This is a genomic window from Amycolatopsis sp. NPDC026612 (assembly GCF_040638285.1).
Taxonomy (GTDB): domain Bacteria; phylum Actinomycetota; class Actinomycetes; order Mycobacteriales; family Pseudonocardiaceae; genus Amycolatopsis.
This window is the reverse complement of the sequence record NZ_JBEZYB010000017.1, coordinates 59,649-74,615: the sequence shown is the minus strand read 5'-3', so window position 1 is coordinate 74,615 and position 14,967 is coordinate 59,649. Positions and strand designations below refer to the sequence as shown.

General features: G+C 69.8%; 16 protein-coding genes. 9 read left to right on the top strand and 7 right to left on the bottom strand.

The window, feature by feature from the left end; translation table 11 throughout:
- Positions 1-10: 10 nt before the first annotated feature.
- The 4 genes from AB0F15_RS18225 to AB0F15_RS18210 form a co-directional block, all read right to left on the bottom strand.
- Positions 11-1,336 (bottom strand): hypothetical protein, encoded by a 1,326-nt coding sequence (locus AB0F15_RS18225; protein ID WP_360271267.1) that lies wholly within the window; start codon positions 1,334-1,336, stop codon positions 11-13.
- Positions 1,337-1,348: 12 nt separating this feature from the next.
- Positions 1,349-2,467: a YcaO-like family protein gene (locus AB0F15_RS18220; protein ID WP_360271266.1), complete on the bottom strand. Its 1,119-nt coding sequence runs from the start codon at positions 2,465-2,467 to the stop codon at positions 1,349-1,351.
- A complete protein-coding gene (locus tag AB0F15_RS18215) occupies positions 2,460-3,707 on the bottom strand; it encodes a TfuA-like protein (RefSeq protein WP_360271264.1) in 1,248 nt (415 codons plus the stop codon). The genes AB0F15_RS18220 and AB0F15_RS18215 overlap by 8 nt, the downstream gene beginning before the upstream one ends.
- Before the next feature lie 91 nt (positions 3,708-3,798).
- A complete protein-coding gene (locus AB0F15_RS18210) occupies positions 3,799-3,924 on the bottom strand; it encodes a hypothetical protein (RefSeq protein ID WP_360271263.1) in 126 nt (41 codons plus the stop codon).
- Between the two features lie 422 nt (positions 3,925-4,346).
- Between AB0F15_RS18210 and AB0F15_RS18205 the strand changes: the two genes are divergently transcribed.
- From AB0F15_RS18205 to AB0F15_RS18185, 5 genes are read left to right on the top strand one after another with little or no spacing between them, the layout of a single operon-like run.
- Complete coding sequence (locus AB0F15_RS18205; RefSeq protein ID WP_360271261.1) at positions 4,347-5,444, top strand: hypothetical protein; 1,098 nt, start codon at positions 4,347-4,349, stop codon at positions 5,442-5,444.
- Positions 5,445-5,490: 46 nt separating this feature from the next.
- Complete coding sequence (locus AB0F15_RS18200) at positions 5,491-5,880, top strand: hypothetical protein (RefSeq protein WP_360271260.1); 390 nt, start codon at positions 5,491-5,493, stop codon at positions 5,878-5,880.
- Complete coding sequence (locus tag AB0F15_RS18195; RefSeq protein ID WP_360271258.1) at positions 5,877-6,467, top strand: phytanoyl-CoA dioxygenase family protein; 591 nt, start codon at positions 5,877-5,879, stop codon at positions 6,465-6,467. Before AB0F15_RS18200 ends, AB0F15_RS18195 begins: the two co-directional genes overlap by 4 nt.
- 8 nt (positions 6,468-6,475) lie before the next feature.
- Positions 6,476-7,447 carry a cupin-like domain-containing protein gene (locus AB0F15_RS18190; RefSeq protein WP_360271257.1) on the top strand — a complete coding sequence of 324 codons (972 nt, stop codon included), beginning with the start codon at positions 6,476-6,478 and terminating at the stop codon, positions 7,445-7,447.
- A gap of 59 nt (positions 7,448-7,506) precedes the next feature.
- On the top strand, positions 7,507-8,274 hold the full coding sequence (locus AB0F15_RS18185; protein ID WP_360271255.1) for a hypothetical protein: 768 nt from the start codon (positions 7,507-7,509) through the stop codon (positions 8,272-8,274).
- A 77-nt stretch (positions 8,275-8,351) separates the two neighbouring features.
- Here AB0F15_RS18185 and AB0F15_RS18180 read toward each other — a convergent pair whose 3' ends face one another.
- Both AB0F15_RS18180 and AB0F15_RS18175 read right to left on the bottom strand, forming a co-directional pair.
- A complete protein-coding gene (locus AB0F15_RS18180; RefSeq protein ID WP_360271397.1) occupies positions 8,352-9,779 on the bottom strand; it encodes a gamma-aminobutyraldehyde dehydrogenase in 1,428 nt (475 codons plus the stop codon).
- 8 nt (positions 9,780-9,787) lie between these two features.
- On the bottom strand, positions 9,788-9,976 hold the full coding sequence (locus AB0F15_RS18175; protein WP_360271253.1) for a hypothetical protein: 189 nt from the start codon (positions 9,974-9,976) through the stop codon (positions 9,788-9,790).
- A 143-nt stretch (positions 9,977-10,119) separates the two neighbouring features.
- Here AB0F15_RS18175 and AB0F15_RS18170 point away from each other — a divergent pair, with 143 nt between their 5' ends.
- The gene (locus tag AB0F15_RS18170) at positions 10,120-10,860 is read left to right on the top strand and encodes a hypothetical protein (RefSeq protein ID WP_360271251.1); all 741 of its coding nucleotides are present in this window, start codon (positions 10,120-10,122) and stop codon (positions 10,858-10,860) included.
- A gap of 74 nt (positions 10,861-10,934) precedes the next feature.
- Here the strand turns inward: AB0F15_RS18170 and AB0F15_RS18165 are convergent, their stop codons facing one another.
- The gene (locus tag AB0F15_RS18165; protein ID WP_360271250.1) at positions 10,935-11,885 is read right to left on the bottom strand and encodes an NAD(P)-dependent alcohol dehydrogenase; all 951 of its coding nucleotides are present in this window, start codon (positions 11,883-11,885) and stop codon (positions 10,935-10,937) included.
- Between the two features lie 121 nt (positions 11,886-12,006).
- Between AB0F15_RS18165 and AB0F15_RS18160 the strand changes: the two genes are divergently transcribed.
- The 3 genes from AB0F15_RS18160 to AB0F15_RS18150 all read left to right on the top strand — a co-directional run bounded on the left by AB0F15_RS18160 (position 12,007) and on the right by AB0F15_RS18150 (position 14,941).
- A complete protein-coding gene (locus AB0F15_RS18160; protein WP_360271248.1) occupies positions 12,007-12,933 on the top strand; it encodes a helix-turn-helix transcriptional regulator in 927 nt (308 codons plus the stop codon).
- A gap of 440 nt (positions 12,934-13,373) precedes the next feature.
- Positions 13,374-13,991, top strand: a complete 618-nt coding sequence (locus AB0F15_RS18155) for an NAD(P)-binding domain-containing protein (protein ID WP_360271247.1) — start codon at positions 13,374-13,376, stop codon at positions 13,989-13,991.
- Between the two features lie 59 nt (positions 13,992-14,050).
- Positions 14,051-14,941: a TIGR03619 family F420-dependent LLM class oxidoreductase gene (locus AB0F15_RS18150; protein ID WP_360271245.1), complete on the top strand. Its 891-nt coding sequence runs from the start codon at positions 14,051-14,053 to the stop codon at positions 14,939-14,941.
- Positions 14,942-14,967 lie beyond the last annotated feature (26 nt).

Genomic DNA, 14,967 nt, shown 5'->3' with positions numbered 1-14,967 from the left:
GACCTCCCCCTCAGCCGAGATAGTGCTTCGTGAAACTTCTGGGCACGATCGCCGGGAACAGCAACACGGCTCGCCGCGGTGGCGGCTGGCTCGCGCGAGTGCTCGGCACGAGCTCGCCGTCGCCCGGTTCGACCACTCTGGGCGCCAGCGTGGCGCCGTACCGGTTGGCCGTGGCTTCGAGCCGCCGGACGACGGATTCGTGCACGGCGTTCTCCGGCCTGGTCGCCTGGTACAGGAACTCGGGCCGGACGGCGTCCAGCAGCGGAGCCGGGATCCGGTCCGGCAGCGTGAGCACGTAGTACCGGGGCCAGTCGGTGAGCAGGCGGCGTTGCAGCCACGACCGGCCGAACGGCCGCAGGCTGGAGAACATCGCGAAGCTCCACTCGAGCTTCGCGCCGGTCAGCACCAGCGCGAAGTTCACGGCGAACAGCCCGCCGACGAGGACGTGCACCAGCGTGCCGGTCCAGTGCGCGCGGTCGGCGGGCGTCCCGAGCGCGATCGCGCACACCGCACCGAACGTCGCACCCTGGAAGAGGTCCTTGGCGAGGAAGCCCGGCGTCCGCTCTCCGGCGGCCGTGCGGCCCAGCAGCACCGCGAGCGCCGCGGACACCGGGATCGCGGCCCACCATCCGCTGCTCGCCGGCGGCACGGCCACCCCACCGGGCCCGGCGGCCGATGCGATCGCCCACAGCACCATGGCCACGGTCGAAAACCCGAAGTTGCCGGAGACGCCGAAGGCCAGGTGCATCGCAATCGCCAGCATCAGGCCCACGCGAGCGAAACCGGGATCGAGCAGGCAAAGGCCGGTGACGAACTCGGCCAGGATCACCAGCACGGGCACCGGTCGCAGCAGCGCCGGTGGCACGCGCAGACCGAGAAGGCCCAAGTAGAAGCGAGTGACGACGCGGCCGGCGCTGCGTGCCGTGAACAGGTATTCCGGGTTGAGCTTGAACAGCGCCGCCGAGAAATAGAGCCCGGCCAGCAGATCCCTCGCGACCACGGCGTGTGCCGACGGTGGGGCGAACACCAGTACGGTAAGGGCCACCACGCCGAGCCAGCAGTGGTTGGCGAGCCGTCGCTGGACCGTACCCAGCCAGCACAGCACGCACGCCAGCGCCACGAGCGGTCCCGCGGAACCCGGGAGTGCGACGACGGCCGCCAGCGCCGCCGGGAGCGCGACGACCTGACCCGTCCAGGTCACCCACGCCGGCGCGCCGACGGCGAAGACCGGCGCGTAGCTGAGGTGCACCCCTGCGAAACCCTGTTCCCACAGCCGGCCGAGCTGATGGGTCAGCAGGCCCGCGACAACCAGCGCGGGCGGTCCGAGTGCGGTCATCCGGCGTCCCCATCAGGCAGCGAGCATTCGGCCGTTGGTGTAGGCCAGCCCGGGGCAGACCACTTTGACCACGTGGAAGAGCTCCGGCCTGGTTGACAGGTCGACCACGAGCGGAGGGCGGCCGGTCGTCGACTCGATCCGGGTCGTGACGTCGGCGAGCTCTTCGTCCCAGCCATCGAACCCCTCCGGGTACTCGTTGCGGACTTCGGCGAGCGGCGTGGTCCCGGACCGGAAGCCCGGGTCCGCGGTCGCGGCGGCGTCCATGGCGAAGTCGGACGGGATGTCGTCCCTCGTCGAGGTGATTTCGGTCAGCCTGCTCTGCACAGCTTCGGTGATTGCCCGCGACAGCGCGACGCACGGATCCGGGTGTGTGCCGGAGCCCGAGCACACTACCGGGAAAAGCGGAGACCAGACCCGGGCGGCGAACGTCGGCAGCGCGAACCGGTTGGGCAGGTGGACGAGCTCGAACTCGGCGCCCGCGGTGCGCAACCGGTCCAGCAGCGCGATCAAGTGGGGGTCGTCGACGGCCGCCGGGTCCAGGTACTGTCCCGCGCTCGTGGTGGTCAGCACGTCTCGTTCGATGGCCTCGCAGAGAGCGTGCAAGCACGCTTCGGCGAAGGTGTTGCCCGAGGCGAGCCCGGTGCTGCTCGTCTGGAAGATCCGCGGCCGCCGGAAGTGCTCGCCGCTGTAGGAGAGCCGGACGACGTCGAGCGGCACCGGCACTGCGGCACCGCCGGCCAGTGAACGGGCGGTGAGCCACTGCACGGGAAGCGCTTCCAGCGCCAGGCCGGTGTCCCGGACGTTCAGGTCGGTGAGGCGGTAGGGCAGGTCCAGCCGGCTTGGCAGCTCGATGAAGGACCGCGGCGCGGGTCGTTCGGCGTGCCACAGTTCGATCGACTCCAGGACCGCGGACAGCTTCGCCAGTAGCGGGGTGGCTCCCTTGCCCTGGGACACCGCGAGCGTTTCGGACTCCGGCCGGATCGCGATGAAGACCGGGATACCGATGTCGTCGAGCCGGGTCACGTCGGCGACCCGGGTGATGCCGTACTCCGGCAGCAGCGGCTCGACGCGGGCCCAGGTGGTCTCGGGGGCCACGGCCCGGCGGGTCCCCGGCAACAGCGTGTCAGACACCGGCCGGCTCCTTCGCGTCGGTGAGGTAGCCGATCACGAGAGGACGCAGAGCGGCTCCGGCTTGTCGCAGCGACGGCAGCCCGCGGCGACCGCATTCGGCAGCGGGCTCCCGTCCCGGCCAGACCTCGGCGAGCAGCCGGGCACACGTCGATTCCGGGATCTGCGTCAAGCTGCGGCCGGGGTACTCGGCCAGGTGACGGCGGGTCGCCGCGAGCCATGCTTCAACGACCGAGCGGTCTTCGGCGGTTTCGCCGGCCAGGAGCAGTTCACGCTGACGCCGGTCGCCGAGGTCCGGGAGCGGGCAGATGACGGCGGTGACCCGGTGCTGCGAGGCGGGATCGGCGAGCCAGTCCCGCGCCTGCGGTCCCAGCGTCGCGCACACGTGTGCCGCGAAGTCGCCCGGCTCGTGGGTGCGGTGCAGGAAGTCCCACCACACCGCGGGAAAATCGGGGTTGAACAGCTGCTGGTACGCCAGCCTGTGGTGGGGCGCCGGACGGTGGTCGTCGGTGGCGAACCGGGACCGCCAGCGACGGTGGTACTCGGTGCGCCAATCGCGGTTGCGTGCCCTGACCGGCTTTTCGCGCGGGAAGTCCCGGGAACCTGCGAGCCCGACCGCGTCGAGTGTGTCGCGGCGTTTCTGGTCGAATGCCGCCGGATCGTCGGCCCAGCGGGCGCGGCACCAGCGGGCGAACCTCTCCGCGCCTGCGCTCTGTGCGACAGCGAGCACCCGGGCGGGGGTCCGCGTCGGGTAGTACACGGCCTCCCAGGCCGCCATCAGGTCGATGGCCACCGAGGACTCGACGACGCCTTCGTCTTCGGCCGCGAGGACCGCGGCGTAAAGATTGACGAGGGGCACGTTCATCCCGGTGCGCGAACCGGTCTCGCCATGGGCAACGGCCACCGCGTCGTCGCCGTCGAACACGCCGTCCCGATACCACCGGTAGACCTGCCCGACGCCGGTCATGCCGCTGCCCGGCAGCTCGGCGGCGCGGAGCGCACCAATGCTCGCGGCGCCCACTACCTGCACGCCGCGGGCCAGAGCGTCGAGAATTTCCTTGTGCCGCAACGCAAGTCGATGGTGATAGGCTCCGTCGACGATGACGACGGTGTCTCCCGCGCCGATGTCCGGCGAAAACAGGTCGCCATGCTTGACCGGCCCGTGCAGAACGGCGTCCGGCCGGTGGTGCAGCAGGAGAGGTTCGGGGCACGACGGCCCGACGTACACGTGAACAGCCCCCATGCCCCGCCCCCCACTACTGCTCAGTTACCCCGAACCCGCCATGCGGGCCCAGCTGTACGAGTCCGGAAAACCGTGCGCTGACGCTCGGACGTCAGTCCTTGACCTCGCTGTCGGTGATCGTCAGCGGGGTGTCGCCGAAGAGGGTCTCGAAGTTGTCCTTCGTGAGTTCCTCGACCGCGCTCGGCGCTTCGTGCATCTCGCGGGTTTCTGCGGGCATGGCTTCTCCCATCGATGACTTACAAGGAAATAGGGTCATTGATAAATATCTTCAATTAGAGCCAGTTCTGAAATAACAGACCCCCTGAAGAGATCCGCCTCGATGACCCCATTCGAAGCGTGATCGATGCCGAAACTACCACAGCCCCCGGTGATCGTCCAGCCAAATCGGCCGACAATCCGAAAGTTGGTAACGACACACTGAATGTCCGATATGACGGATGACGAGACCTGTCTTTAGAGGGCTCTGCTACGCCGAGTGTGCATTTCGCCGGGGTGTTGATCCAACCGGGTGATCATGGGGTTTCGGTCGGCGTGACCGGCGGATGTTTGACGACCATCCACCCGCTGTGTCAGGCTCGATGTCGCGGGGATGCAGGTGAAGCCGTTCGCTTGGGGGGAAATATGGTGGGTTTCGCGGGTATGCTGGCGCCGTTGGATGTGGCAGTTTTCCTGCGGATCCACTGGTCGGGACGCGCATTTGTGCAAATCGTCGAATCATGGGATTTCGATCTTGCGAAAGAAATATCTGAGCCGGTCGATGCGGTCCGGACGCTGGAGGCTTTCGGGCATCCGGTGTCATCGCTGCGAAAGAACGGGTCACGCGCATCGGTGCCCATCGGCCGAGACGCTCCGCGGGCACTCCGCGCCGGATTCGCCTGCTGTCTGCGCCGCGTCGAGCGCGCATTGCCGGCCCTGCCGGCCCTGCTCGGCGACGCATGCCGGTGGCCGGGGCTGCCGCCCGGCTCGGTGACGTCGGAGATCTTCTGCTCGAGCGGTGAAAGCGGCGTCGCCGTTCCCAGCGACTTCGACGTCGACTTCGCGTTCCTGCTTTTCGGGCGGAAGCGCTGGAAGCTTGCGGAGAACACCAGCACGGTCAACCAGACGAGCATGTGTTTCGCAGGCGACCGGACCCGGCCGGATCCGGTGCAGCTCAGCTACGCCGACCACCCGTTCCCACCTGCTCGCGGATGCGGGCCGGCGCGGCTGCGCCGGCGGAATCGCCGGAGAGGGAAGCCGGCGGGAAGAGGCGATCGAGACTTTCACCGCCCTGCTCGCCGGACTCCGGAGCACCCTGCTGAGCGAGGATTCGCGTGCGCCGGCCGAACGGTTGCCGACAGGGGCCGCGGGCACGGATTCATCGCCGACGTGGACTACGAGACCCAGCTGGCGACGGCGATCCGCGACTGGGAGACCTATCGGCACACGTCCCACCCCGACCGACACCCGAAGGAGCACGTCATGTCCGGCGTCAAGGTTCCCCTCTCGTCGGCGCCGCCACGGTTCGCCGCGAACGAGCGGAGCTTCACCGTGCCCAGCGGAACGGCCGCAGAAGTGCCGGAACAGATACACAGCCGGCATCCCGCGCTGAGGCGTCAGCTGCTGGACAGCTCCGGGAAGGTCCTGCCGTTCATCACCATCTTCGTGGACGAGGCCAACATCCGTGACCTGTCCTCGCCGGACGTCGTCGCGGCGCCGAGCGCGACCGTGCTCATCATGTCGGCGGTCGCCGGTGGCTGAGGCTGATGTGTCCCGGCAGGTCCGCCCCGCGACAGCCGGTGACGTCGTGGCCGTGGCGTCGTTCCATCCCGATGGAGATCCGGCGGAGGTCGCGGCCCGGCTCACCAGGCCCGCCGCCGGCACGACGCACTACCTCGTCGAGGCGGTCGGTGAGCCGGTCGCCGCGTTCTCGGTGACCGAACTGGCGCGCATGCGCCCGGGTGCCGCGCGCCGGCTGCTGCTGCACGATATGCGGATCCGCTCGGCGTTTCGAGGAAACGGCGTGATCGAGGACATCTTCGCGTGGCTGGCGCAATCCCTCGGAGCCGGGCGCGAGGTCGAGCTGATCGCGCTGACGCCGATGGACTACACGCCGTCCGCGGCGGCCCCTTTCGGTGAGGAGCAATGGCATCGCGCGTTCAAATGGGCCGTATCGAACCAGCAGGCACGCCCGTGAGCGCGACCGTCGGCAGCGGTGAGTGCACGTCGTGGCTCGATGGCCTGCGCGTGTGGGCGCGCCGGGACGCACACCGGCCGGATGCCTGGCGCGCCGGCGCCGCGCAGGGGGCCGCCGGCCCTGCCGGTGTCCGGCAGATCGGGCGGTGCCGGCGCCGGGCGAGTGGAGACCTCGTCGACGAGTGGACACAGCAGCAGGGGATCGTCGACATCGAGCTGAACCTGGGCGACATCGAATTCCACCGTCCGAACCTCCTGCACTGCTCGGGGCCGAACACGTCGGCCGGGCGGCGGTGCGGACCGGACATCGGCCACATCCCGACCAGCACCACCATCCGCAGCGACGGGCTGTACCTCGACCCGCTGCTGGTGCGTGGCCGGCCGGTCGCCGGGATCAACCCCTACCGCCGCTCTCCGGAGCACACGCCGGGCGAGACGACCCCGTTCGAGGGCTTGGAGAAGTGGAACCCGCACGCGGCCGCCCGCAACAGCACGATCGAGGCCGACGACACCGTCGACGTGGAAACTCCGCTGGGGACCACCAATCGGATGATCGCGCGGCTCCGCGAAGGCACCGTCACGCGTTGAGGAGAGCCATGCTGAGTCTTGAGGAATTCATCACGCCGTTGCCGGTCGAGGAACTCGTCGGCGCCTTCTGGTCTGACCGGTTGTACGCCCGCCCCGACGGGCCCCGCCCGGCCGCGCTGCTCGACGCGGCGCCCGAGCTGGCGTCGGCCGAAGAGGTCCTGAGAGGGTACGACCAGCCGGTACGGGTGAGCCGGAAGGGTGGGCCCTACGGGTCGGCGCCGACCGGCGCCGATGCGGTCCAGGCCTACAGGGCCGGCTTCACCTGCGTCCTTTTGAACATGGAGCGGAGTTTCCCCGGGCTGAAGGATCTCATCGCCGACGCCGCCGGTCTGTTCGGCCTTCCCCCTTCGGCTCTGAGCTGCGAGTCGTTCTGCTCCAGTGCGAGCAGCGGGCTGGCCATGCACAGCGATTTCGACGTCAACTTCGCCCTGCTGCTGCACGGCCGGAAGAAGTGGCGCCTCGCCCCGAACAGGAGCATCGTCAACCAGACGAGCCTCTGCTTCGCCGGCGGAAGCGTCCAGCCCGACCCAAAACAGGTGAAGTACGCGCACGCACCGTTCCCCGACCAGATGCCGGCCGACTGTGTCGATGTCGACGTCGAACCGGGCGGATTTCTGTTCATTCCGCGGGGCTGGTGGCACGAGACGTACTCCACGGGAGACTGCTTGCAGCTGAACCTGACCATCAAGGGGCCGCATTGGGCCGGCGTGTACTCCCGTGCCTTGGAGTCCGTTCTCCTCGAGGACGCGGAATGGCGCAAGTACGCTTACGGGATCGCCTCCGCCGGAGCACCCCGCGAGAAGGCCATCGACGAGCTCGCGGTCTTGCTCGACCGCCTGCGTCGTGATCAGGGTCTGGCCGATCCGCGCGAGCTGGCCGCGAAGATGCTGGATCTGGTCGACGTGGACAAGGTGGAATCGGGTTCGCAGCGAAAGGCGTCGAGGCTCAGTCAGACAGGTCCGCAGAACAGCGTCGTGTAGCAGGTTCTTGGTTCGAGTCCAGGCGAGAAAGTGCCGGCCACCCGGATCAGGTGGGGTGGATGGCGTCCATGGCCTGGTCGAGTAGCTCGCCGAACGGCTGTGGCCCTGTCCGTGCAGTCCATCGAGAAGACCGGCGCCAAGACCCTCCCCCTGCGCATGCAGCAGCGCCGCCGCTCCTGCCCAACAGCGAACCGGAGCTCGCCGAGTACCGCCCCGAACTGATCCGCCGCCTCGACAAACTGCCCCGGAGCACCTTCCACTCGCTGCCCGAACTCGTCGGGCGCCACCGCGACCCCGCCGACCCGTTCACCTTCGCCGGCTTCGACTTCGTCCACGCCCCCGGCGGTCACGCCCCCATGGTCGACTTCCGCGACGACCCGTGGCTGGGCGAAACCCTCCACCTGGCCCGGGAGAACGGCGTCACCATCTCGCTGATCCGCCACGCGCCCATCGCGGTGACCTCCACCCGGCAGCGCGTCGACGCGCAGGGCGCCGCCTACTCGGTGCAGGACAACCCGTTCCTCGCCGCCACCATCTCGACCGTCCCCAAGATCGGCGAGCGCTTCGCGCTGCGGTTCCTCTACCCGCGCGTCCCGGGCAAGAGGACCCGGCTGCCCTACTTCGTCGACGTGGCCATCAAGGAAGCCGGCTTCACCGTCGCGTCTTCCCTCGACATCTCCGCCCCGCAACTGGCTTACGAGCCGTCCGTGCGGCTGCTCACCGGCAACGGCCCGCAGGCCATCGACCGGCAGACCGCCGAACTGCGCAGCATCCTCACCGACGCCCCGGCCGCCCGGTACGCCGGCGGCAAGGAGCTCAGCAAGTAGCCGCCCACCTGCACAACGAACTCGAACAGTCCGGATGGCCCTCGGCGCCGCCGCTGCTCGCGACGTCGGCGTGAGCGTCACGCGTCCAGTGCCGTCATGACGTGCTTGATGCGGGTGTAGTCCTCGAAGCCGTACGCGGAGAGGTCCTTGCCGTAACCGGACCGCTTGAAACCGCCGTGGGGCATCTCGGCGGCCAGCGGGATGTGGGTGTTGATCCACACGCAGCCGAAGTCCAGTTTCTTCGCCATGCGCATCGCGCGTGCGTGGTCCTTGGTCCACACCGACGAGGCAAGGGCGTAGTCGACGCCGTTGGCGTAGTCCAAAGCCTGGGCCTCGTCGCGGAAGGGCTGGACGGTGATGACCGGGCCGAACACCTCGTTCTGGATGATTTCGTCGTCCTGCTCGAGGCCGGAGACCACGGTGGGGGCGTAGAAGTAGCCCTTGTCGCCGACGCGGTGGCCGCCTGCCTCGATCCTGGCGTGGGCGGGCAGCCGCTCGATGAAGCCGGAGACCTGCGTGAGCTGGCCGGCGTTGTTGAGCGGTCCGTACAGCACGTCCGGGTCATCGGGCCGGCCGGTATTCGTGGCGGTGGCGGCCCTCGCCAGCGCCGCCACGAACTCGTCGTGGACCGGTTCTTGGACGAGGACGCGGGTCGCGGCCGTGCAGTCCTGGCCGGCGTTGAAGAAGCCGGCCATCGAGATCCCCTCGACGGCTTGGGCGATGTCGGCGTCGGCGAAGACGACGGCCGGTGCCTTCCCGCCCAGTTCCAGGTGGACCCGCTTGACGTCCTTGGCCGCGGATTCGGCGACTTGCCTGCCGGCTCGGACGGAGCCGGTGATGGAAGCCATCGCCGGGGTGGGGTGCTCGACCATCAGGCGGCCGGTGTCGCGGTCACCGCAGACGACGTTGAAGACGCCCTTGGGCAGGATGGACCCGGCGATCGCCGCCATCAGCAGCGTGGAGGCCGGGGTGGTGTCCGACGGTTTCAGGACCACGGTGTTCCCTGCGGCCAGCGCCGGAGCGAACTTCCAGACCGCCATCATCATCGGGTAGTTCCACGGGGCGACCTGCGCGCAGACCCCGATGGGCTCACGCCGGACGATGGAGGTCATGCCCTCCAGGTACTCACCGGCCGAGCGGCCCTCCAGCAGGCGCGCGGCGCCGGCGAAGAACCGGATCTGGTCCACCATCGGCGGCAGCTCCTCGCTCGCCGTCAGCCCCAGCGGCTTGCCGGTGTTTTCGGACTCGACGGCGACGAGTTCCCCGGCCCTGGCCTCGAAAGCGTCCGCGATCTTCAGCAACAGGCGCTGTCGCTCGGCCGGGGTGGTGTCGCGCCACGCCGGGAACGCGGCCGCGGCCGCGCCCATGGCCGCGTCGACGTCGGCCGGGCCGGACAGCGGCGATGTCGCGTAGGACTCGCCGGTCACCGGGTTGACGATCTCGATGGTCCGCCCGTCGGCGGCGTCCAGGGACTCCCCGCCGACGTAATTTCGCAGTGTGCGCAGAACGGTGGTCACTGGGTCTCCAGTCGGCACATGGGTGGTTCCGTGGTGGCGGCCGCTGCGGCCTGCTCCAGCGGCTTCTCGTCTCGGAAGCGCCGCAGCGACCAGGCGATGGACCCGGTCGAGAAGAATCCGCCGCCGTCCTCCAGCGCACAGTAGACGACGTCCGAGCGGACCACCCGCTGCTCGGTTCCGCCCATCCCCGGGAGCATCTCGAAGATCTCCTCGGTGTTCGGTCGACCGCTGCCGTCCGGCGTGTGCGGGGCCGGGGATGCGACGGGGCCCGTCCGTGCGTCGCAGCGATGGCAGATGAACGCGCGACGGCGGGCATTGGGACAATCAGGTGATTCTGGCACTCGTACTTTTCCGCCGGCTCCTGTTCCGGCAAAGTCGAGCCGTCGCCGAACTCGACTCAGGAGCGCAGCGCGTGCCGTTCAACCCGAACCAGCCCAGAGGGTCCGACGGAAAATGGATCAAGAAAGGCGGTGTTTTCGGCGCGGCCGTCTTGGCGACAGTTGTGGCGGCGGCGGGCGGCGGAGACGTAGTCACTTCGGTCGGCGCCGGGCTGGATGCTGCGACGGCCCGGAGTGCGTCCGATGCGGACACGGCCAACAGCAAAAAAGCCGCACGGAAGGGTAATCGCGCCGAGGCGTGGCGACGGCTGGCGCTCAAGGAGATCAAGAGCGAGATCAAGAAGAACCTGCGCTGCGCCGTCCAGTCGTTCGGCCAGGTTCAGCAGTTCTTCGTGCGTCATCCGTGCGACAAGCTTGACCAGCTGCTGTTCGTCGTGCGGGACAAGAACGGAAACACGATCGCCGGCTCGGTCATGTGGGTGAAAATGCCGTCGGCCGAATCAGCCGCACAGCTCCGCAAGGTGGAAGACACGTACGGATCCGGGGACGTGACTCCGTTCGGAACGCAGGTTATCGAAGCGGGCGGCTTTCGTTTCACCGGAAAGCACTACCGGTCGCGGCTGGACGAGGAGCTGTTCGTCATCGCCGAAACGGATCCGATCAAGGGCCGCCCATCCGACGCGTTCCTCAAGCAGGTCGCCGACGTCGCGGATGTCCTCCCGCCGCCGTGACGACGTGGTGGAGCCCGTCGCACTCGGCGTGATGCCAGCCGCCGACAGCAGGCTCCAAGCACGGCCACGCTGCCTCAGGCGGAGACGGCGACCACGTGCTTGCCCAGCACGCCGCCGCGCTCGAAGGCCTCGTGCGCGGTGACGATGTCGGCCAGCGGGTACACGCGGTGCACCACCGGGCGAAGCGCGCCGGCCGTGACGTGGTCGGCCACCTCGTCCAGCACCGCGGAACCGGGATTGGCGCTGAACGTGCGGATGCGCCGGGAGCCGTGGATGCTCGACGCCGCGATCGCGGCCAGCGCGGGTCCCGACAGGCCGACGGTGACCATCCGGCCGCCCTTGGCCAGCCTGCTGCGGTAGCAGTGCAGCTCGGAGCCGACCGTGTCGACGATGACGTCGAACGGCCCGATCCGGTCCGCGGTGGTGGTGCCGTAGTCGAGGACCTCGTCGGCGCCCAGGTCGCGGAGGGCCGCGGCGTGGCGGTCGCGGGCCAGCGCGGTGACGTGACCACCCATCGCCTGGGCCAGCTGGACCAGCGCGGTGCCCACGCCACCGGCCGCGCCCCGGACCAGGACCCGCTCGCCCGCGGTCAGCCGGACGCTGTCGCGCAGCGCGATCAGCGCCGTGCTGCCCGCGACGACCAGGGACGCCGCTTCGACCGCCGAAACACCCACCGGCGCGGGACTGAGGCGGTCGGCGGAAACCACGACGTACTCGGCTGCCCCGGCGACGGTGTGCCGTTTCCGGGGGTGGACCATGCCCCACACCCGGTCCCCGGCGCGGTAGCTCTCGACGCCGGAGCCGGTCGTGACGACGACCCCGGCGAAGTCCAGGCCGACCCCGATCGGGAACGTCCGGCCCGCCACCATCTTCATCCCCCCGGTGCGGACGATCGTGTCGTGGCCGTTCACGCTGGACGCCTCGACCGCCACCAGGATCTCGCCGGCGCCGGGGGAGGGGGTCTCGGTTTCGGTGACCCGAAGGACGTCCGGTGCCCCGAAGCTCCTGATCTGTGCGGCTTTCATGTCGTGGTTCCTCCCGTGATCGGCTGTGTGCCACCGATCCTGGGGCCCGCTCGCGGAAACACGGTCGTTCGCGTTGTCCTGGGTCTGCCGGACCCACCCTCGCCGCGGGCATACTGGGCCGGTGACCGATGATCCCCGCCGCGCGCTGGCCGAATTCCTGCGGACCCGGCGGACCCGGGTGCGGCCGCAGGACGTCGGCCTGGAGCCGGGCCCGCGGCGGCGCGTCGCCGGGCTGCGCCGGGAGGAGCTGGCCCTGCTGGCCGGGGTGAGCTCGGACTACTACCAGCGCATGGAGCAGGGCCGCGACGTGCGGCCCTCCGACCAGGTCCTCGACGCGATCGCCGGCGCGCTGAACTTTTCCGCCGAGGAGACCCGGCACCTGCACAGCCTCGCGGTCGCCGCGCGCACCCCGGCCCGCCCCGGCCGCCGGTACCCGCCGGAGGAGGTGCCGCCGACCACGCTGCGGCTGCTGCGCGGGACGTCCTCGCCCGCGCTGGTCGTCGGGCGCTTCCTGGACTTGCTGGCCTGGAACCCGCTGGCCGGCGCGCTGCTCGGCGCGTTCACCGAGGCACCCCGGTCCGCGCGGAACCTCCTGGCACTGCTGCTGCACCCGGAAGCCGGCGAGCCGTGCCCGGACCGGGCGGCCACGGTCGCCGAGCTGACCGCGATGCTGCGGGCCGGGGTCGCCGCCGAGCCGGGGCACCCCCGCGCGGTGGAGCTGGTGGGTGAGCTGGCGGTGCGCAGCGCGGAGTTCGCGACGCTGTGGGCCCGCCACGACGTCGAGGACACGACCCGCGGCCGGATGCGCGTCCAGCACCCGGTGGTCGGGGAGCTGGCCCTGGACTGGGACGCCTACCCGATGCCGGGCGCGCCCGGGCCCGTGCTCATCGTCTACACCGCCGAGCCGGGCAGCCCGGACGACGAACGGCTTCAGCTGCTGGCCGGCATGCTCGACGCAGCCGGCCCCTCGGCGGCCACGGGGTCGGCGGTCCGCGCCGGATCCGGATCGTCCGCGGTATCGGAAGCACACCGTTCGCGGGGTGGCTGACGCAGTGCGTTCGGCAGGTGCGTGCACCGGGGGGTGCCGGCGTCGAGCGCTCCTCGGCTGCCGGTAGGACACGCGCTCCTCGGAATTGGCTGGCTGCAAGGCATGCGCTGACCCGCACTGGCCGGGATGACTGACGATCCGGATGCTGGACGACCGCTGCTCGAGCAGCCCCGACCGTCAGTGGCCTGGCCGCGCCGAGGCTTTGTTCGCTGTGGCGCCACAGTCCGCACTCGTACGAACGGGCTGCCTCGGTGGAAGCGTTGCCATTGGATCCTGACGCCGCGCGGCGGCTGCCGGGGTTCTACCAGCGGCTTCCGGAGTGTCAGCGCTTCCTCCAGGCCGCCCGCTTCGGGTACGGACCGGTGTACATAACTTGTGTCCCGCCCGGGACCCCTGCTACGTTAACCACACAGAACGGTATACATAAGACGGGACGACTCATGAGCAGCATCAGCATCATCGGCACCGGGAACATGGCCCGGACCATCGGCGCACTGGCGGTAGCGGGAGGCAACACCGTCGAGATCCTGGGCCGCGATCAGGCGAAAGCCGCTGACCTGGCCAAGGCGCTCGGCGCCACGACGGGGGAGTGGGGCGCCGTCCCGGCCGGGGACATCGTCATCGTGGCCCTGTTGTACAACGGCGTTGTTCCGGTCGTCGCCGACTACGGGGACGCCCTCGCGGGCAAGGTCATCGTCGACATCAGCAACCCCTTCAATTCCGCGGCCGACGGGCTGGCCCACGGCGAGGGCACCTCGATCGCCCAGGAAGCCGCCAAGGCGGCCCCGGCGAGCGCCAGTGTGGTGAAGGCCTTCAACACGATCTTCCGCCACGTCCTGGAGAACGGCCGCCCCGCCGTCTTCATCGCCGGCGACGATGCGCAGGCCAAGGCGGCCGTGGAAACGTTCGTCAAAAGCCTCGGACTGCGCCCGCTGGACGTCGGCGACCTGAAAATGGCGTACTGGCTGGAAGGCGCGGGCGTGGTCACGATGGGCCTCGCGCGCCACGGCGTGGGGAACTGGGACTTCGCTCTCGGTGTCACCGAACTCGCCGGTTGAGCCACCCCGCCCCGATATCGATGTCGGCGGACGATGGTCCGCCGGAAAGGATTCCTCCGATGAAGCTCGGTTTCGCGATTCCCATCGTCGGGCCCGCGGTCAGCACCGCCGCCGATCTGGCCGCGTTCTGCCGCGGGCTCGAAGACCTCGGCTACGACACGCTGTGGGTCGGCGATCGCCTGATCACACCGGTCGAACTGCACAGCACCTATCCGGGCAAGGAGCAGCCGTACCCGCCGCAGATGACCCGGTACCTCGATCCGCTGCTGCTGTGGACCGTGGCCGCGACGGCGACCAGCCGGGTGCGGCTCAACTCCAGCACGCTCAGCACGTTTTACTACGAGCCGGCGCACCTGGCGCGGTTGCTGACCACCCTGGACGTGCTCAGCAACGGCCGCCTCGACATCGGGGTCGGCCTGGGGTGGATGAAGGACGAGTACGACGTCGCCCGCAGCGCGGACTGGCGTCGGCGCGGCAAGGCGCTCGACGATCTGCTGGCGTTCCTGCACGCGTGGTGGACGACCAATCCGGTGTCCTGGGAAAGCGAGTTCTTCACGCTCCCGCCCGTCCACGCCGACCTGCGCCCGGTCCAGCCGGGTGGCCCGCCGATCTGGGTCGGCGGTGCCAGCGAGGCCGCGATGCGCCGGGTCGGCCGCAGCGGCACCGGCTGGCTCGGGTTCGAGGGCCTGCCGGACGAGGTCGCCGCCCAGTTGTGGTCGATCGCCCGCGGTGCGGCGCAGGACGCCGGCCGCGATCCGGACGCGCTGAAGACGGCGATGCGCATCAACCTCGAACCGGACGTGTCGATCGACGCCCTCGCGGGCAACCTCAAGCGCCACGCCGAGTCCGGTGTGGACGAAGCGTTCGTCGATGCCTTCGCCCTGTTCTCCGACCTTGACCGGATGCTCGACTTCGCCGGCCAGGTGATCGAGCGCACCGGCCGGCTCTAGCGGTCCGGGAGGCGCCCGGCACGAGC

Bases quoted from the DNA above. Each gene is read 5' to 3' on its own strand.
- AB0F15_RS18225 (WP_360271267.1), bottom strand. From the start codon at position 1,336: ATGACCGCACTCGGACCGCCCGCGCTGGTTGTCGCGGGCCTGCTGACC.
- AB0F15_RS18215 (WP_360271264.1), bottom strand. From the start codon at position 3,707: ATGGGGGCTGTTCACGTGTACGTCGGGCCGTCGTGCCCCGAACCTCTC.
- AB0F15_RS18210 (WP_360271263.1), bottom strand. From the start codon at position 3,924: ATGCCCGCAGAAACCCGCGAGATGCACGAAGCGCCGAGCGCGGTCGAG.
- AB0F15_RS18205 (WP_360271261.1), top strand. From the start codon at position 4,347: ATGCTGGCGCCGTTGGATGTGGCAGTTTTCCTGCGGATCCACTGGTCG.
- AB0F15_RS18190 (WP_360271257.1), top strand. From the start codon at position 6,476: ATGCTGAGTCTTGAGGAATTCATCACGCCGTTGCCGGTCGAGGAACTC.
- AB0F15_RS18185 (WP_360271255.1), top strand. From the start codon at position 7,507: ATGGCGTCCATGGCCTGGTCGAGTAGCTCGCCGAACGGCTGTGGCCCT.
- AB0F15_RS18175 (WP_360271253.1), bottom strand. From the start codon at position 9,976: ATGGGCGGAACCGAGCAGCGGGTGGTCCGCTCGGACGTCGTCTACTGT.
- AB0F15_RS18165 (WP_360271250.1), bottom strand. From the start codon at position 11,885: ATGAAAGCCGCACAGATCAGGAGCTTCGGGGCACCGGACGTCCTTCGG.
- AB0F15_RS18155 (WP_360271247.1), top strand. From the start codon at position 13,374: ATGAGCAGCATCAGCATCATCGGCACCGGGAACATGGCCCGGACCATC.
- AB0F15_RS18150 (WP_360271245.1), top strand. From the start codon at position 14,051: ATGAAGCTCGGTTTCGCGATTCCCATCGTCGGGCCCGCGGTCAGCACC.